The sequence below is a fragment of the Streptococcus jiangnanensis genome (assembly GCF_040888325.1).
Lineage (GTDB): Bacteria > Bacillota > Bacilli > Lactobacillales > Streptococcaceae > Streptococcus > Streptococcus jiangnanensis.
In genome coordinates this window covers 21,730-39,513 of sequence record NZ_JBFNFF010000008.1, presented here as the reverse complement: position 1 = coordinate 39,513, position 17,784 = coordinate 21,730, and the positions used below count along the sequence as shown (strand labels likewise).

The window sequence follows — 17,784 nt, the reverse complement described above, 5'->3', positions numbered from 1 at the left end:
AAGACACATGCACATTTTTGATGAGCTAAAAGAGCGTGGTTTGATTTTTCAGACGACTGATGAAGAAGCTTTGCGTAAAGCCCTAGAAGAAGGTCAAGTTTCTTATTATACTGGCTACGATCCAACTGCTGACAGCCTTCACCTCGGTCACCTTGTCGCAATCTTGACCAGTCGTCGTTTACAACTAGCAGGTCACAAACCTTATGCGCTCGTTGGCGGTGCTACAGGTCTCATCGGAGATCCGTCCTTCAAAGATGCTGAGCGTAGTCTCCAAACAAAAGACACAGTAGAGGGCTGGGTCAAGTCTATCCAAGGACAACTTTCTCGTTTTCTTGACTTTGAAAATGGTGAAAATAAAGCTGTCATGGTCAACAACTACGACTGGTTTGGCAGCATCAGCTTCATTGACTTCCTCCGTGATATCGGGAAATACTTCACTGTCAACTACATGATGAGTAAGGAGTCTGTGAAGAAACGGATCGAGACAGGGATTTCTTACACTGAGTTTGCCTACCAAATCATGCAAGGGTATGACTTCTACGTCCTTAACCAAGAGCACAACGTCACACTACAAATCGGTGGTTCTGACCAGTGGGGAAATATGACAGCTGGTACCGAATTGCTTCGTCGTAAGGCTGATAAGACTGGTCACGTTATCACTGTTCCACTCATCACAGACGCAACTGGTAAGAAATTTGGTAAATCAGAAGGAAACGCAGTCTGGCTCAATCCTGAAAAGACTTCTCCATACGAAATGTACCAATTCTGGATGAACGTCATGGATGCTGACGCTGTTCGCTTCTTGAAAATCTTTACCTTCTTGTCACTGGATGAGATTGAAGAGATCCGCAAACAGTTTGAAGCGGCTCCACATGAACGCTTGGCTCAAAAAGTCTTGGCTCGTGAAGTCGTGACACTTGTTCACGGTGAAGAAGCTTACAAGGAAGCCCTCAATATCACAGAGCAACTCTTTGCAGGAAACATCAAAAACCTTTCTGTCAAAGAACTCAAACAAGGACTTCGTGGTGTGCCAAACTACCAAGTACAGGCAGACGAAAACCACAATATCGTGGAACTCCTCGTGTCATCCGGTGTGGTGAACTCCAAACGCCAAGCCCGTGAAGATGTTCAAAATGGAGCCATCTACGTCAACGGCGACCGTATCCAAGACCTTGACTATGTCTTGAGTGACGCAGATAAGTTAGAAAACGAACTCACTGTTATCCGCCGAGGAAAGAAGAAATACTTTGTGTTGACTTACTAAATTGTTAAACATTTACCTATAAACAAAGGAGTTACCCTCGAGAAAGGTAACTCCTTTTTGCTGTGAATAGTCCCCACCTATCCCTTAATAGACAGGCTACGCAGGACTATGCGTAAGGTTGTTAGATTATGTAGGATAGAGAGGTTTGAAGGACTGAGCCAATTAAATAAGCCAAAGCCAATCAAACTACTATTTACGACAACGGTATCTTGAATATTCTTCTTGATGAGTGTTTGCAAAGATGATGATAGCCAATCCAACTCTTGGAAGAAATCCAAACGATTATCTAACAATAAGATATCGCTCATCTGCTTAGAAATATCTGCACTCTCATTCATCACCACACCGATATCTGATAGGGTTAGAGCCGCTGAGTCATTCAATCCATCTCCAACCATCAAAATCGTGTGACCTGCTTTCTGCAGTTCCTCTACTAACTCAAATTTCCCATCAGGTTTCAAGTCTGTATAGACCTGATCAAAGGGCAAATCTTTGACTAATTCCTCTGTCCTAACCAAGGTGTCCCCTGTTGCCAGAATCAATTTTTTCCCTTGTGCCTTAAGTTTCTCCAAGGCTGCTTTTGCTTCTTTTCTCAAAGGAGTATGAATGCAGAACATTCCAATCAATTCATTCTGATAAGCCAAGAATAAGAGATTGTAGTGACTCTTGTACTCTTCAATTAAAGCATTTTGTTCTGAACTGATATGAATCTGCTCATCCTGCATCAAGACATAATTCCCAATAAGAACTGGTTGGCCATCTATATGAGATTTGATCCCCTTGCTTGCAATATATTGGAGTTTCCCATGCATTTCCTCATGTTCAATTCCCTCTATCTCAGCTTGCTTGACGATGGCATTAGCAATAGGATGATAAATGTGTTCCTCAAGACAGGCACTGATTCTGAGAATATCTTCCTCACTATAGTCCCCAAAAGGTAACACCTTTTCAACTATAGGATAACTAGTTGTGATTGTTCCCGTCTTATCAAACAAGAAAGTATCAACTTCCAGATATTTCTCCAGAACATCCCCATCCTTAATCACCATTTCACGGTTCAACCCCTCCTTGATAGCTGTCAAATAAGCTACAGGAGTAGAGATTTTCAAAGCGCAGGAGAAATCGACTAATAGGAAAGAAATAGCCTTAGAAAAAGAACCTGTTAATAGGTAAGTTAGCCCAGCCCCCAAGAAATTATATTTGACGACCTTATCCGCCATCTTGATGAAATAGCGTTGTTTCGTTTTCTTGTTTTCTTCAGATTTCTTCATTAACTCAATCAGTTGTAAAATCCGGCTGTTCATCTGATTATCGGTTACACGAATGCGTAACTCTCCAGTTTCTAATACTGTATTTGCACAAACCAAATCAGACTCTCTTTTTTCAACTGGAAAACTCTCTCCCGTCAAGGAACTTTCGTTGACCATACCTAAACCTGAAACTACTTGTCCATCAAACAGAATTTCATTTCCTTGAGATAGGACCAAGACATCTCCTATTTGAACATCGGAACTCTTGATACTAACAACCGTATCGCCCTGTACTAAGAATACGTCGCTCTCTTTTGCAAGAAGGCTTTGTTCTAAATCTGTTGCAGTTTTTTTCAAAGACCACTGATCTAAATGATTCCCCAAATCAAGCATAAACATGATATTGCTAGCTGTCTTGGATTGGTTCATAAACAAGGACAATAAAATCGCCGAACAGTCCAAGACTTCCATCGTTAGTTCCTTACGCGCTAGTGTTTGATAGGCTTCTCTAATATAACCCAAAGCCTGATAACAAGTCCATATATAGCGAATAGGATACGGCACAAAACTACGAAAAAGTACACGCTTAATCGCTGCACCTGAAACAATAGAATAAGCACTCTCTTCTCTACGAATGGGAAGAGTCATCAACTCAGAAACTTTCCCTTTATCAATTCTTTTTAAAAAGGCTTCTGCATTATCTAATACAGAAAAGCCTTCTTTTATGCGTAGAGTAAAGTGCTGTTGATCCATGTAAAACTGGATAGACTCAATCCCCTTTTCATCTCTCGCCAAGGAACGAAGATAGTCTTGAATATCCAAGGTGAGTGAAAAAGAAGATGATAGTCGGATATGTTGGTATCCTCTATGTAGCACTTTAAAAGACATATTATTCTCCTATAAGGCTATCTAATTGCTCTTCTTTTTTCTCTTGCTCGTACAAATATTTGGCATCTTGCAAGACATCGTCTCCATGTTGTTTCACAACAGAAACAGATGCATCTAGCCCGTCTTTCAACTTGTAAGCCTTAGCCAAAGCTTTAGAATAACCTTTTTTAGCTTCCTTACTTGCCAAGATTTTCAAACCAAGGGTACCAAATGCGACACCACCCAAAAAGAGTGATGATTTTTTCGCAACTTTTGCAACGGTTAATACTTCTTTTAACATACTTATTTCCTCCTTATCATTATTATATAGAAATTTAGATATAAAAGCAATTTTATTCTATAAATTGGAGAATTAGTTTTATTTCTACTGAATCTCCCATCTACTTATTTCTAAAGTTGCTTTCATTTGCCTCTTTTGATACACTTAAACTATGAATACAAACCTCAAACCCAAACTTCAGCGTTTTGCTTCTGCGACTGCCTTTTCCTGCCCTATCTGCCAAGAAAATCTGGCCTTGGTAGAGTCTAGCCTCAAGTGTAGCAACCGCCATTCTTTTGATCTGGCAAAATTCGGCTATGTCAACTTGGCTCCGCAAATCAAGCAATCTGCCAACTACGACAAGGAAAACTTCCAAAACCGCCAGCAAATTCTTGAAGCTGGTTTTTATCAGGCTATTTTAGAAGGTATCTCGGACTTACTAACAACTAATCCATCCGCAAAAACAGTCTTGGATATCGGTTGTGGCGAAGGTTTCTACTCTCGTAAACTCCAAGAAAGTCACTCTGACAAAACCTTTTACGCCTTTGATATTTCAAAAGATTCCGTTCAAATCGCTGCCAAGAGCGAACCAAACTGGGCGGTCAACTGGTTTGTCGGCGACCTGGCTCGTCTTCCTATAAAAGACGCCAGCATGGATATCCTGCTTGATATCTTCTCGCCTGCCAACTATGGGGAATTCCGTCGCGTTTTATCCAAAGACGGTATTTTGATCAAGGTCATCCCAACTGAAAATCACCTCAAAGAAATCCGTCAAATGGTGCAGGACCAGCTGACAAAGAAGGATTATTCCAACCAAGATATCAAAGAACATTTCCAGGAACATTTCAGCATCCAATCTAGTCAGATTGCTTCCTTAACAAAACCTATCTCGGCTGAGCAACGCCAAGCCCTGCTTGCCATGACGCCCTTACTCTTTCACGTTGACCATACCAAGATTGACTGGAGCCAACTGACAGAGATTACCATTGAAGCAGAGATTCTAGTTGGGAAAGTACGGTAAACAAATCTTTCAGATAAGACAAAAACCCGCACCTCTTCTTGAGGTGTGGGTTTAAATCGCGATTTTTCAACTGTCTATCCGAAAAGTGGAAAAAATTTTAACCTCTCCATTTATTTTCGATTCGAAATGACAAATTTATCAATGAATAATAAGTGAAATGAGGCAAGTGTAATCCCCAAATAGCACCCATGATAAGAGATTTCTTGATGGGTAAGTGGAAAAAGAGTACGATTCCCCATCGAGAGTGATGACAAAACCACAAATAGTATCCAAAATAAATCAGTCCATTTATATTTTGAAAAATATTTTTTCCACATAAAAACACCTTCTTTCTTCACCACAATGCTATTATAATACAAATTATAAGCGGATACAAGAAATACGAGGCCATCAACTACGAAGAATCATGAGACTGAAATACAGTAAAAAGCAGTATTTCTAAAACTTCAACGTATCTATGATTTATCTCTTTTTAGACCTGATTGGCTAAAATCCACATCATTCAAAAAAGCGAATTTCAATTGAAATTCGCTTTTTTTACAAAGTGATTAGTATAAATTTTGTATCTTAGTTCAAGTGCCAGATATCTTCGTTGTACTGAGCGATTGTACGGTCAGATGAGAAGAATCCTGCTTTGGCAATGTTAACGATGACTTTATCCAACCATGCATCACGGTCTTCGTAGTCAGCAAGCATTTGCTCTTTGACTTTGATGTAGTCTTCCAAGTCTAGGAGAGTCATGAACCAGTCTTTGTTGATCAATTCGTTGTAAAGACGTTCCAAGCGTTCTTTCTTACCTACTGCAAGAACAGCATCGCTCACGATGAAGTCAACCAATGGTTTGATAGCTTCACGAGCATAGTATTCGCTTGACTTGTAAGCTGCTTTTGCGTAAAGGTCGATAACAGTTTCTGAATCTTCACCGAAGATGTAGATGTTTTCGTCGCCAACCAATTCAGCGATTTCCACGTTAGCTCCGTCCATAGTACCAAGAGTCAAAGCTCCGTTCAACATGAATTTCATGTTACCAGTACCTGAAGCTTCTTTAGAAGCAAGTGAGATTTGTTCTGAGATGTCACATGCTGGGATCAAGAAGCTTGCTGCAGTAACGTTGTAGTTTTCAACCATTACGACTTGCAAGTGTGGAGCTACTGCTGGGTCGTTAGCAATCACTTCTGACAAGCAGAGGATCAAGTGAATGATGTCTTGAGCGATTGTGTAGGCAGGAGCTGCTTTACCACCAAAGAAGACTGTGATTGGACGAGCAGGGATGTTACCAGCCTTGATATCAAGGTATTTGTGGATCACATACAAAGCGTTCATTTGTTGGCGTTTGTACTCGTGAAGACGTTTGATCTGGATATCAAAGATAGAGTTTGTATTGATTTCCACACCTTGGTGCTCTTTCAAGTGACGAGCCAATTTACGTTTGTTGTGAGCTTTGATGCTTTCCAATTTTTCTTTGACAGCAGCCTTGTCTTCGTATGACAAGAGTTTTTCAAGTTCATCTGCTTCATGGTGCCAACCATGTCCAAGAATCTCATCCAAGTAGTGAGACAAGCTTGGGTTAGCATGCATGAGCCAACGACGGAATGTGATACCGTTTGTTTTGTTGTTGAATTTTTCTGGGTAGATGTCGTAGAAAGCTTTCAACTCTGAGTTCTTCAAGATTTCAGTGTGAAGAGCTGCAACCCCGTTTACGCTGTATCCGTAGTGGATATCCATGTGAGCCATGTGTACACGATCATTCTCATCGATGATTTGAACAGCTGGGTCTTTGTATTCTGCCTTCACACGACGGTCCAATTCTTTGATGATTGGTACCAAGTGAGGAACCACTTCTTCCAAGAATTCAAGAGGCCATTTTTCAAGGGCTTCAGCAAGGATTGTGTGGTTAGTGTAGGCAGTCATGCTACGGACGATTGAGATTGCTTCATCAAGTTCGATACCACGTGCAGTCAAAAGACGGATCAATTCAGGGATCACCATTGATGGGTGAGTATCATTGATTTGTACAACTGCATAGTCCGCAAGGTCATGCAAGTTGCTTCCTTTTTCGATTGCTTCGTCGATGATCAATTGTGCACCGTTTGAAACCATGAAGTATTGTTGGAAGATACGGAGCAATTCACCTTGCTTGTCGCTGTCATCTGGGTAAAGGAAGAGAGTCAAGTTGCGAGCGATATCTGTCTTGTCAAAGTTGATACCATCTTCGATGATAGAAGAATCAACTGAATCCAAGTCAAACAAACGCAAGCGGTTTTTAGTAGCTGTCTTGTAACCAGGTACATCGATATCGTAAAGAGTAGATGTCAATGTGAAGTGTGCAAATGGCACTTGGTAGCTACGGCTTGAGCGAACCAACCAGTTTTGCTCTGTCAACCAAGCGTTAGGAATCGTTTCTTGTTGGTTGTTTTTAAGAACTTGTTGGAAAAGACCGAAGTGGTAGTTCAAACCAACACCGTCACCATTCAAACCAAGTGTAGCGATTGAGTCGATAAAGCAGGCTGCCAAACGTCCCAAACCACCGTTACCAAGTGATGGTTCCAATTCTACTTCTTCGATTTCGATCAACTCTTTACCTGCAGCTGCAAGTTCTTTTTTCACATCGTCGTAAAGACCAAGGTTAATCAAGTTATTTGACAAGAGTTTACCGATCAAGAACTCAGCTGAGATGTAGTAAACTTTTTTCTTACCAGTGTTGACTGGTTTTTGGCTGCTTGCAAGTTTGCTGTAGTTAAGAAGAGCAAGGTAAAGCTCTTCATTGCTACATTCTGCAATGGTTTTATTGTAACGTTTTTGTACAAATTCGTTTAATGGTAACATGTTTATGTGTCTCCTGATATTGTCTTATTTCTTTAATTCTACCAAATTTTCATTGATTCGGCGATAAATTGTAGTCAAGTCAAGCAAAGTTTCTTCAACAGCTGGTGTGAGTTGGTCTGCTGTCATACGCCATGACCAGTTTCCGCCAAGAGTAGATGGGAAGTTCATACGAGCTGACTCATCTAGTTCTAGCAAGTCTTGCATAGTTGCAATAGCCATGAAGCTAACAGATGAAAAGACTGTGCGAAGCATTGCGTGTGGCACTGTTTCGTACTCTTTACGGTTCGTGTAACGAGCCATGTATTCACGAGTTGGATCGTCGATTTCATTACGGTACCAACCAAGAACAGTGTTATTATCGTGTGTTCCTGTGTACATAACAGAGTTGGCAGGTGCCAAGTGTGGGCTATCGATACTTTCATCTTCTGGGTTGAAGGCGAATTGAAGAATCTTCATTCCTGGGAAGCCAGTACGTTCACGCAACTCGATGACTTCATCTGTCATGAAACCAAGGTCTTCTGCGATGATGTTTAGCTCACCAAGCTCTTCCTTAACGGCTGCAAAGAGTTTGTAGCCTGGACCTTTCACCCATTTACCAGGTGCTGCTGTATCGGAACCAGCAGGAATTTCCCAGTAAGATTCGAAACCACGGAAGTGGTCGATACGAACGATATCGTAGATCTTGAAGCTTTCGCGCAAGCGTTCAACCCACCATTTGTAACCGTCTTTGTCCATTGCTTCCCAGTCATAGATTGGGTTGCCCCAAAGCTGACCAGTTGCAGAAAACTCATCTGGTGGGCATCCTGCGATGCAAGTTGCTTTACCATTGGCATCTGTCTTGAAGAGGTGTGGATTTGCCCACATGTCGCTTGAATCTTCTGCTACGTAGATAGGCATGTCCCCAACGATTTCGATGTGGTTATCGTTAGCGTAAGCTTTCAATTTCAACCATTGTTGGAAGAAGAAGTATTGAGTCACACGGTGGTAAACCAACTTGTCTGCCAATTTCTCACGGTAGCTTTCAAGTGCTGAAGCTTTACGAGCACGAGCATCTGCATCTGGCCATTCTGTCCAAGCAAGATTGTCAAAATGCTCTTTGATAGCCATATATTCTGCGAAGAGTTCGAGCCATGATTGGTTGTCTTTAGCAAACTTCTCAAAATCTTTGACATCACCCACTTCCAAGAAGCGTTTGACTGCTTTTTCTAAAAGCGGACGACGTGCATAATAAATCTTCGCATAGTCAACTTCAGATGCATCGCTACCAAAGTCAACACCTTTAAGATCACTGGCTTCGAGCAAGCCTTGCTCTACCAAGATATCAAGGTCGATAAAATGCGTATTTCCAGCAAAGGCTGAGAATGATTGGTATGGAGAATCTCCATAGCTTGTTGTCCCAAGAGGGAGGATTTGCCAGTAACGTTGCTTCGTACGAACCAAGAAATCAACGAAATCATAGGCAGTCTGGCCAAATGATCCAATCCCGTATGCTCCTGGCAGAGAAGAGATGTGCATCAACACACCACTTTGACGTTTTTTCATAATAGCACCTCATGTGTTTGTTATAAAACGTTGCGCAATTAAGGCGCAAACGTTTGCGTTAATTTAAGTATAACGCATTTCAAAAACAAATGCAAGCGTTTTTAAAAAATTTTTTTGAATTATTTTAATCAAACAAAACTTGTTGCCACTGATATTTTATGAAATAAGCGAAAAAATTTTAAAGATTTTCTGATTTAAGATAATTCATTCCCAATATCTGCTCTATTTTCTGAAAAATCGAGCCGAATTTACGCAATCGTTTTCCTAATATATTTTCAATTCAAAAAAAACAAACATTTTAAGTTCTTTCCTATATAAAGGCTTTAATAAATGTTTGAAACCTTAAAATTTTTTTAAAATTTTTGCTAAAAAAACTTGCAACCGTTTTCTATTTGTGCTATACTAAGTTCGTAAAAGAAAACGTTTGCGTTTTCTCATTAAATTATTTTTGTTATTCTTTAGGAGGAATACACTATGTCATCTAAATTCATGAAGAGCGCTGCTGTGCTCGGAACTGCTACTCTTGCTAGCTTACTTTTGGTAGCTTGCGGAAGCAAAACTGCTGATAAAGCAGCTGATACTAGCTCATCTGAAGCAAAAGAAATCACTTTCTACGTTGAAGACCAATACAAAGCCTACGCTGAAAAAGTTGCTGCAGCTTATGAAAAAGAATCAGGTACAAAAGTTAACATCAAATCAGGTGACCAACTTGGTGGACTTGACAAACTTTCACTTGACAACCAATCAGGTCAAGCTGCTGACGTTATGATGGCTCCATACGACCGTGTAGGTAGCCTTGGTACTGACGGACAACTTTCAGAAGTTACTTTGAGCGACGGCGCTAAAACAGATGATAAAACTAAATCTCTTGTAACAGCTGCTGACGGTAAAGTTTACGGTGCTCCTGCCGTTATCGAGTCACTTGTTATGTACTACAACAAAGACTTGCTTAAAGAAGCTCCAAAAACTTTTGCTGAATTAGAAGAACTTGCTAAAGACAGCAAATACGCTTTCGCTGGTGAAGATGGCAAAACTACTGCATTCCTAGCTGACTGGACAAACTTCTACTACGCATACGGACTCCTTGCTGGTAACGGTGGTTACGTATTCGGACAAAACGGTAAAGACGCTAAAGACATCGGTCTTGCAAACGACGGTTCTATCACTGGTGTCAACTACGCTAAATCTTGGTATGAAAAATGGCCTAAAGGTATGCAAGATACTGAAGGTGCTGCAAACTTGATCCAAACTCAATTCCAAGAAGGTAAAACAGCTGCTATCATCGATGGACCTTGGAAAGCTCAAGCATTCAAAGATGCTAAAGTAAACTACGGTGTTGCTACTATTCCAACTCTTCCAAATGGTAAAGAATACACACCATTCGGTGGTGGTAAAGCTTGGATCATCCCATCAAGCACTAAGAACCTTGAAGCTGCACAAAAATTTGTAGACTTCCTTGTTTCAACTGAACAACAAAAAGCATTCTACGATGCAACTAACGAAATCCCAGCTAACACTGAAGCTCGTTCATACGCTGAAGGTAAAAACGATGAGTTGACAACAGCTGTTATCAAACAGTTCAAGAACGCTCAACCAATGCCAAACATTTCTCAAATGTCAGCTGTTTGGGATCCAGCTAAAACAATGCTCTTTGACGCTGTAAGTGGTAAAAAAGATGCTAAGACAGCTGCTAACGATGCTGTAACATTGATCAAAGAAACAATCAAACAAAAATTTGGTGAATAATTGAATTCGTTACAAGGGGGGAGAATACAAATCCCCCTTTGAATTTATCAATAAAAAAACATATATAGTTTAGTTTTTGATTAAAAACCAGTATCCTATGAAAGGAGTTATTATGGAAAAGCAACAACCTAGTAAAGCAGCCCTGCTGTCTATCATTCCTGGGTTAGGACAGATTTACAATAAACAAAAAGCCAAAGGTTTTATATTCCTTGGTGTAACTATCGTATTTGTTCTTTATTTCCTAGCACTTGCTGCGCCGGAATTGCACAATTTGATCACTCTTGGTGACAAGCCAGGTCGTGATAATTCCCTCTTTATGCTGATTCGTGGTGCCTTCCATTTAATCTTTGTAGTCGTTTATGTGCTCTTTTATTTCTCAAATATTAAAGATGCATATACAATCGCAAAACGTATTAACAATGGAATTCCTGTCCCACGTACTTTTAAAGATATGATCAAAGGTATTTATGAGAATGGATTCCCATACCTTTTGATTATCCCATCGTATGTAGCAATGACATTTGCAATTATCTTCCCAGTTATCGTAACCTTGATGATTGCCTTTACCAACTATGACTTCCAACACTTGCCACCAAACAAATTGTTGGACTGGGTTGGTTTGACTAACTTTACAAATATCTGGAGCTTAAGTACCTTCCGTTCAGCCTTCGGTGCGGTTCTTTCTTGGACCATCATCTGGGCCTTGTCTGCTTCTACTTTGCAGATTGTGATTGGTATCTTCACAGCGATCATTGCTAACCAACCATTTATCAAAGGAAAACGTATCTTTGGTGTTATTTTCCTTCTTCCTTGGGCTGTTCCAGCCTTCATCACTATCTTGACATTCTCAAACATGTTTAACGATAGTGTCGGAGCGATCAACACTCAAGTATTGCCTATCTTGGCTAAGGTCCTTCCTTTCCTTGACGGAGCGCTTATCCCTTGGAAAACAGACCCAACTTGGACTAAGATTGCCTTGATTATGATGCAAGGTTGGCTAGGATTCCCATACATCTACGTTTTGACTTTGGGTATCTTGCAGTCGATTCCTAACGACCTCTACGAAGCGGCTTACATCGATGGTGCCAATGCTTGGCAAAAATTCCGCAACATCACTTTCCCTATGATTTTGGCTGTTGCAGCACCAACATTGATCAGCCAATACACCTTCAACTTTAACAACTTCTCTATCATGTACCTCTTCAACGGCGGAGGTCCTGGTAGCGTTGGTGGTGGAGCCGGTTCAACTGATATCTTGATCTCATGGATTTATCGTTTGACAACAGGTACATCTCCTCAATACTCTATGGCGGCAGCTGTTACCTTGATCATCTCTATCATTGTCATCTCTATCTCTATGATCGCATTCAAGAAACTACACGCATTTGATATGGAGGACGTCTAAGATGAATAACTCAATCAAACTCAAACGTAGACTGACTCAAACCCTCACTTACCTCTACTTGATTGGTCTTTCAATCGTGATTATTTATCCACTTTTGATCACCATTATGTCAGCCTTCAAGACTGGTAACGTCGTAGCTTTTAAACTAGATGCTAACGTCGACTTTAGCTTTGCCAACTTCCAAGGGCTCTTCACTGAAACCTTGTACGGCACTTGGTACCTCAACACTTTGATTATCGCCTTGATTACCATGGCTGTTCAAACAAGTATCATCGTACTTGCTGGTTATGCCTACAGCCGTTACAACTTCTTGGCTCGTAAACAAAGTTTGGTCTTCTTCTTGATCATCCAAATGGTGCCAACTATGGCCGCTTTGACAGCCTTCTTCGTTATGGCCCTTATGTTGAATGCGCTTAACCAAAGCTGGTTCCTCATCTTCCTTTATGTTGGTGGAGGTATTCCGATGAATGCTTGGTTGATGAAAGGCTACTTCGACACAGTACCGATGTCTCTTGATGAATCAGCAAAACTAGATGGTGCAGGACACTTCCGTCGCTTCTGGCAAATTGTTCTCCCACTCGTTCGCCCAATGGTGGCTGTACAAGCGCTCTGGGCCTTCATGGGACCTTTCGGAGACTATATCCTCTCTAGTTTCTTGCTTCGTGAGAAAGAATACTTTACAGTTGCCGTTGGTCTACAGACCTTTGTCAGCAATGTGAAAAACTTGAAGATTGCCTACTTCTCAGCAGGTGCTATCCTCATCGCCCTTCCAATCTGTATTCTCTTCTTCTTCCTACAAAAGAACTTTGTTTCAGGACTTACAAGTGGTGGCGACAAGGGATAATTTATCCCCGCCACCCTTTTTCATTTTGATCTTGTTTCTAAAGTTGAAAGATTAGACACAAGACCGCAAATAGTAGCAAAATCAGCTTTTCAGTAAGCAATTTATCTACTAGACTTGAAATAAAGCACATTTCTCTATATAATAATACTCATATAGAAAACACCTTTTAGAAAGATACAAATGCTTCCATATCCATTTTCATATTTTTCAAGTATTTGGGGATTTCGTAAGCCCCTGTCAAAACGTTTTGGACTCAACTGGTTTCAACTCCTCTTTACTAGCATTTTCCTCATCAGCTTGTCCATGATTCCAATTGCCATTCAAAACAGCTCACAGGAAACGTATCCACTGGATACCTTTATCGATAATGTCTACACTCCACTGACAGATGAAGCCATCATGGACTTGTCAGAGAATGCACAAATCATTGATGGAAAGCTGAACTACTCAGGTACGAAGAATCAGCAGCCTTCTCTTTTGATTGGCCCGAGCCAAAGCAAGGAATTTCCAAAGGACTTGCAACTTCATTTTGATACGGAAGAACTCGTCATCAGTAAGGAAAGTAAGGAACTGACTCGCATTCGCTACCACGCGATTCAAACGGAGAGTTTCCAGAGTAAGGAAGCTTTAACCCAGGCTATTTCTAAAGACTGGTACCAACAGAACCGTGTCTATATCAGTCTCTTTCTCGTCCTTGGTGCTAGCTTCCTCTTTGGTTTGAATTTCTTCATTGTCTCTCTTGGAGCTAGTCTTCTCCTTTATATCACCAAAAAATCACGCCTCTTTTCATTTAGGAGCTTTAAAGAGTGCTACCATTTTATCTTGAATTGTTTAGGATTACCAACTTTGATTACACTTATTTTGGGACTTTTTGGCCAAAATATGACAACGCTTATCACTGTACAAAACATTCTTTTTGTTCTTTATCTGGTCACTATTTTTTACAAGACACATTTCCGTGATCCAGATTATCATAAATAGGAGATTTTTATGCCCGTGACGATTAAAGACGTGGCCAAGGCAGCAGGTGTCTCACCTTCAACTGTTACCCGCGTTATTCAAAACAAATCAACGATTAGTGATGAAACCAAAAAACGAGTTCGCAAGGCGATGAAGGAGCTCAACTACCACCCCAATCTCAATGCTCGTAGCTTGGTAAGTAGCTATACTCAAGTTATCGGCCTAGTGCTCCCTGACGACTCGGATGCCTTTTACCAAAATCCTTTCTTCCCATCTGTTCTACGAGGGATCGCCCAAGTGGCATCTGAGAACCACTATGCTATTCAGATTGCAACGGGGAAAGATGCAAAAGAGCGGCTCAAAGCTATTTCCCAGATGGTCTATGGTAAGCGTGTAGATGGTTTGATTTTCCTCTATGCCCAAGAAGAAGATCCTTTGGTTAAGCTAGTAGCAGATGAGCAATTTCCTTTCCTTATCTTAGGTAAATCTCTATCTCCCTTCATTCCGCTCGTCGATAATGACAATGTCCAGGCAGGTTTTGATGCAACAGAATATTTCATCAAAAAAGGATGCAAGCGAATTGCCTTCATCGGAGGAACCAAAAAACTTTTCGTAACACAAGATCGTCTAATGGGTTATGAGTTAGCTCTTAAACAATACCAACTTCCTATTGATCCAAATCTGACCTACTTTGCGACCGAATTTCTTGAAGATAATGGTTATCGCTTTAGTAAACTTCTCTTCGAGCATGATCCAAATATTGATGCTATTATTACTATTGATAGCCTTCTTGCTGCAGGGGTCTGTGATTACATCGCAAAACACCAACTGGATGTCCCTGTCCTCAGCTTTGACTCGGTCAACCCTAAACTGAACTTGGCAGCCTATGTGGATATCAATAGCTTAGAACTCGGGCGCGTTTCCTTTGAAACCATTCTCCAGATCATCAACGATGCTAAAAACAATAAACAGATTTGTTACCGCCAGTTGATTGGACACAAAATTATCGAAAAATAAAGACCAGCCCCAAGGCTGGTCTTTTGAGTATTATTAATTGTCTGTTTCTACGAATCGTCCGAGGATGTGGACATTTTCGGATACAGAGACAAAGGCTGTCGGATCGACCTGTTTCATGATGTGTTTAAAATCATTAAACTCTGCTCGTGTGATAACCGTAATCAAGACTGCTTTTCTCTCATGATTATAGGTTCCTTCTGCATCGTGGATCATGGTTGCTCCACGGTGCAATTTTTTATGGATTTTTGCGATTACCTTGTCAGGATTATTGGTCACAATCATGGCCTGCATACGTTTTTGCTTGGTAAAGACCGCATCTGTCACACGACTGGAGACAAAGATGGTAATCATAGAGTAGAGGGCGTATTTCCAACCAAAGGTCAAACCTGCTATCAGCATAATCGTCCCATTCACTAAGAAAGAAATACTACCGACATTTCTCCCTGTTTTCTTTCGAATGGTCAGACTAACGATATCTGTACCTCCGCTAGAAATATTGTTACGGAGCGCAAAACCAATCCCCAAGCCCATGACAACACCCCCAAAAAGGGCATTGATGATGGGATCCTCTGTCAAGGTCACAACTGGCACAAGCTGGATAAAGAGGGAACTCATGGATACTGTGATGAAGGTAAAGATTGTAAACTTATGCCCAATCTGATACCAAGCTAAAATCATCAACGGAAAATTGATAGCATAAAAGGTTAGCGATATCGGAATATAAAAACCAAACCAGTGATTACTCAAGGCAGAGATAATCTGTGCCAGACCCGTCGCGCCACTGGAGTAAACGTGTCCTGGTTGAAAAAAGAAATTGACTGCTACTGCTGACAAAAAGCCATAAACCAGAGAAGCCGATACTTTCTCATCATATTTTTCCCGAGAGATACTTTGTAAAACTCGTAAGATTTTTATCTGATAAGCAAAGCGGCGCAGATAATAGCGCCACCGCTTAATTCGTTTTGCTTGTTTCATCTTCTTCTACTTGTAAGCTGAGTTCCTCTAGTTGTTTGAGAGCGACTGTTGATGGAGCTTGTGTCATTGGGTCGGTTGCCTTATTGTTCTTAGGAAAGGCAATGACTTCACGGATATTCTCTTCTCCTGCTAAGAGCATCACAAAACGGTCAAGACCGATCGCCAAACCACCGTGTGGTGGGAAACCATAGTCCATGGCTTCAAGAAGGAAGCCAAACTGGTCATTGGCTTCTTCAGATGAGAAACCAAGAGCCTTAAACATGCGTTCTTGAAGGTCTTTTTGGTTGATACGAAGGCTACCACCACCAAGTTCATAACCGTTCAAAACGATATCGTAAGCAATGGCACGAACCTTAGCCAAATCACCTTCTAATTCGTGAGCTGTTTCTTCCTGTGGAAGAGTGAACGGATGGTGGGCGCTCATGTAGCGACCTTCTTCTTCAGACCATTCAAACATTGGCCAGTCAACTACCCAAAGGAAGTTGAACTTATCATTATCAATCAAGCCCAGCTCTTTGGCAATACGTCCACGAAGGGCGCCTAGTGTTGCATTGGCTACCTCAAGCGTATCCGCCACAAAGAGAACCAAGTCCTTATCTTCAAGACCAAGTGCTGCAGTCAATTCTGCTTGGATACCAGTTAAGAACTTGGCAACTGGTCCATTTAATTCTCCATCAACCACTTTGACCCAAGCAAGACCTTTGGCACCATATTGTTTGGCTACTTCAGTCATCTTGTCAATGTCTTTACGTGAGTAGTTGTCTGCAGCTCCTTTGACTACAATGGCTTTAACGGCAGGTGCTTCTGAAAAGACTTTGAAATCAACACCTCTAACCACTTCTGTCAAGTCCTGAAGCAACATATCAAAACGAGTATCAGGTTTGTCAGAACCGTAAAGAGCCATCGCGTCATCATACTTCATACGAGGAAATGGAAGCGTTACTTCGATGCCTTTGGTTTCTTTCATCACGCGCGCAATCAAGCCTTCTGTGATATCTTGGATCTCTTGCTCCGTAAGGAAAGACGTTTCCAAGTCGACCTGAGTAAACTCAGGCTGACGGTCACCACGCAAATCCTCGTCACGGAAACATTTAACGATTTGGTAGTAACGGTCAAACCCAGCATTCATCAAAAGCTGTTTAGTGATTTGTGGGCTCTGAGGAAGAGCGTAGAAATGCCCTTTATTGACACGAGATGGCACCAAATAGTCACGCGCTCCTTCTGGTGTTGACTTCGAAAGGAATGGCGTCTCCACATCGATAAACTCCAACTCATCCAAGTAGTTACGGATAGAGTGAGTCACCTTAGCACGAAGCTTAAGGTTTTCTAGCATTTCTGGACGACGAAGGTCAAGGTAACGGTAACGCAAACGTGTATCGTCATTGGCCTCAATCCCATCTTTAATCTCAAAAGGTGTTGTTTTGGCTGTATTAAGCACTGCCAAAGCTGTCACGTTCAACTCAACTGCACCAGTCGGCAATTTATCATTAGCTTGCTCACGCGCAGCGACTTGTCCAGTCACCTCGATGACAAACTCACTACGAAGGCTTTCAGCTGTTGCCATGACCTCTGCAGAGACTTTTTCAGGGTTGATAACCAACTGCATGATTCCTTCACGGTCACGAAGGTCGATAAAGATCAAACCACCTAGGTCACGACGACGACCAACCCATCCTTTCAAGGTCATTTCTTGTCCGATGTGTTCCTCACGAACACGACCAGCATACATACTACGTTTCATGTTTTCTCTCCTCTTTTATTCTGTTACTATTTTACCATAAAAGCGC

14 protein-coding genes are annotated in these 17,784 nt (G+C 41.3%); 7 read left to right on the top strand and 7 right to left on the bottom strand.

The window, feature by feature from the left end; genetic code table 11:
- The first annotated feature begins 7 nt into the window (after positions 1–7).
- Entirely contained in the window at positions 8–1,264 is a 1,257-nt protein-coding gene (tyrS, locus tag AB2B49_RS08755; RefSeq protein ID WP_254765248.1) for a tyrosine--tRNA ligase, read from the top strand.
- 77 nt (positions 1,265–1,341) lie between these two features.
- Here tyrS and AB2B49_RS08750 read toward each other — a convergent pair whose 3' ends face one another.
- Together AB2B49_RS08750 and AB2B49_RS08745 are read right to left on the bottom strand one after the other, a co-directional pair.
- A complete protein-coding gene (locus AB2B49_RS08750; RefSeq protein ID WP_000008775.1) occupies positions 1,342–3,402 on the bottom strand; it encodes a heavy metal translocating P-type ATPase in 2,061 nt (686 codons plus the stop codon).
- Position 3,403: 1 nt separating this feature from the next.
- On the bottom strand, positions 3,404–3,682 hold the full coding sequence (locus AB2B49_RS08745; protein ID WP_000910910.1) for a DUF6110 family protein: 279 nt from the start codon (positions 3,680–3,682) through the stop codon (positions 3,404–3,406).
- Between the two features lie 151 nt (positions 3,683–3,833).
- On the opposite strand from AB2B49_RS08745, the gene AB2B49_RS08740 reads away from it, so the two are divergent.
- The gene (locus AB2B49_RS08740) at positions 3,834–4,682 is read left to right on the top strand and encodes a putative RNA methyltransferase (RefSeq protein WP_001095535.1); all 849 of its coding nucleotides are present in this window, start codon (positions 3,834–3,836) and stop codon (positions 4,680–4,682) included.
- A gap of 110 nt (positions 4,683–4,792) precedes the next feature.
- Here AB2B49_RS08740 and AB2B49_RS08735 read toward each other — a convergent pair whose 3' ends face one another.
- The 3 genes from AB2B49_RS08735 to malQ all read right to left on the bottom strand — a co-directional run bounded on the left by AB2B49_RS08735 (position 4,793) and on the right by malQ (position 9,050).
- Positions 4,793–4,999, bottom strand: a complete 207-nt coding sequence (locus AB2B49_RS08735; RefSeq protein WP_009013759.1) for a hypothetical protein — start codon at positions 4,997–4,999, stop codon at positions 4,793–4,795.
- Between the two features lie 250 nt (positions 5,000–5,249).
- Positions 5,250–7,508 (bottom strand): glycogen/starch/alpha-glucan family phosphorylase, encoded by a 2,259-nt coding sequence (gene glgP, locus AB2B49_RS08730; protein ID WP_320692073.1) that lies wholly within the window; start codon positions 7,506–7,508, stop codon positions 5,250–5,252.
- A gap of 24 nt (positions 7,509–7,532) precedes the next feature.
- On the bottom strand, positions 7,533–9,050 hold the full coding sequence (malQ, locus tag AB2B49_RS08725; protein ID WP_000747318.1) for a 4-alpha-glucanotransferase: 1,518 nt from the start codon (positions 9,048–9,050) through the stop codon (positions 7,533–7,535).
- A gap of 474 nt (positions 9,051–9,524) precedes the next feature.
- Between malQ and AB2B49_RS08720 the strand changes: the two genes are divergently transcribed.
- The 5 genes from AB2B49_RS08720 (at position 9,525) to AB2B49_RS08700 (ending at position 15,022) form a co-directional block, all read left to right on the top strand.
- Positions 9,525–10,796, top strand: a complete 1,272-nt coding sequence (locus AB2B49_RS08720) for an extracellular solute-binding protein (RefSeq protein WP_000095461.1) — start codon at positions 9,525–9,527, stop codon at positions 10,794–10,796.
- 112 nt (positions 10,797–10,908) lie between these two features.
- On the top strand, positions 10,909–12,201 hold the full coding sequence (locus AB2B49_RS08715) for a sugar ABC transporter permease (protein WP_000414951.1): 1,293 nt from the start codon (positions 10,909–10,911) through the stop codon (positions 12,199–12,201).
- A gap of 1 nt (position 12,202) precedes the next feature.
- A complete protein-coding gene (locus tag AB2B49_RS08710; protein ID WP_001065656.1) occupies positions 12,203–13,045 on the top strand; it encodes a sugar ABC transporter permease in 843 nt (280 codons plus the stop codon).
- A 180-nt stretch (positions 13,046–13,225) separates the two neighbouring features.
- Positions 13,226–14,026, top strand: coding sequence for a DUF1189 domain-containing protein (locus AB2B49_RS08705; protein ID WP_320692072.1), 801 nt, complete (start codon positions 13,226–13,228; stop codon positions 14,024–14,026).
- Positions 14,027–14,035: 9 nt separating this feature from the next.
- Entirely contained in the window at positions 14,036–15,022 is a 987-nt protein-coding gene (locus AB2B49_RS08700; protein ID WP_001145418.1) for a LacI family DNA-binding transcriptional regulator, read from the top strand.
- A 33-nt stretch (positions 15,023–15,055) separates the two neighbouring features.
- On the opposite strand, the gene AB2B49_RS08695 is transcribed toward AB2B49_RS08700, so the two are convergent.
- Both AB2B49_RS08695 and aspS read right to left on the bottom strand, forming a co-directional pair.
- On the bottom strand, positions 15,056–15,997 hold the full coding sequence (locus tag AB2B49_RS08695) for a YitT family protein (RefSeq protein ID WP_000806300.1): 942 nt from the start codon (positions 15,995–15,997) through the stop codon (positions 15,056–15,058).
- The gene (aspS, locus tag AB2B49_RS08690; RefSeq protein ID WP_308697340.1) at positions 15,975–17,738 is read right to left on the bottom strand and encodes an aspartate--tRNA ligase; all 1,764 of its coding nucleotides are present in this window, start codon (positions 17,736–17,738) and stop codon (positions 15,975–15,977) included. Before aspS ends, AB2B49_RS08695 begins: the two co-directional genes overlap by 23 nt.
- Positions 17,739–17,784 lie beyond the last annotated feature (46 nt).

Excerpts from the sequence above, each read along its gene's own strand:
- AB2B49_RS08695 (WP_000806300.1), bottom strand. The coding sequence starts at position 15,997 with ATGAAACAAGCAAAACGAATTAAGCGGTGGCGCTATTATCTGCGCCGC.
- malQ (WP_000747318.1), bottom strand. The coding sequence starts at position 9,050 with ATGAAAAAACGTCAAAGTGGTGTGTTGATGCACATCTCTTCTCTGCCA.
- AB2B49_RS08740 (WP_001095535.1), top strand. The coding sequence starts at position 3,834 with ATGAATACAAACCTCAAACCCAAACTTCAGCGTTTTGCTTCTGCGACT.
- AB2B49_RS08705 (WP_320692072.1), top strand. The coding sequence starts at position 13,226 with ATGCTTCCATATCCATTTTCATATTTTTCAAGTATTTGGGGATTTCGT.
- AB2B49_RS08735 (WP_009013759.1), bottom strand. The coding sequence starts at position 4,999 with ATGTGGAAAAAATATTTTTCAAAATATAAATGGACTGATTTATTTTGG.
- tyrS (WP_254765248.1), top strand. The coding sequence starts at position 8 with ATGCACATTTTTGATGAGCTAAAAGAGCGTGGTTTGATTTTTCAGACG.
- AB2B49_RS08720 (WP_000095461.1), top strand. The coding sequence starts at position 9,525 with ATGTCATCTAAATTCATGAAGAGCGCTGCTGTGCTCGGAACTGCTACT.
- AB2B49_RS08745 (WP_000910910.1), bottom strand. The coding sequence starts at position 3,682 with ATGTTAAAAGAAGTATTAACCGTTGCAAAAGTTGCGAAAAAATCATCA.
- AB2B49_RS08710 (WP_001065656.1), top strand. The coding sequence starts at position 12,203 with ATGAATAACTCAATCAAACTCAAACGTAGACTGACTCAAACCCTCACT.
- glgP (WP_320692073.1), bottom strand. The coding sequence starts at position 7,508 with ATGTTACCATTAAACGAATTTGTACAAAAACGTTACAATAAAACCATT.
- AB2B49_RS08715 (WP_000414951.1), top strand. The coding sequence starts at position 10,909 with ATGGAAAAGCAACAACCTAGTAAAGCAGCCCTGCTGTCTATCATTCCT.
- AB2B49_RS08750 (WP_000008775.1), bottom strand. The coding sequence starts at position 3,402 with ATGTCTTTTAAAGTGCTACATAGAGGATACCAACATATCCGACTATCA.
- aspS (WP_308697340.1), bottom strand. The coding sequence starts at position 17,738 with ATGAAACGTAGTATGTATGCTGGTCGTGTTCGTGAGGAACACATCGGA.
- AB2B49_RS08700 (WP_001145418.1), top strand. The coding sequence starts at position 14,036 with ATGCCCGTGACGATTAAAGACGTGGCCAAGGCAGCAGGTGTCTCACCT.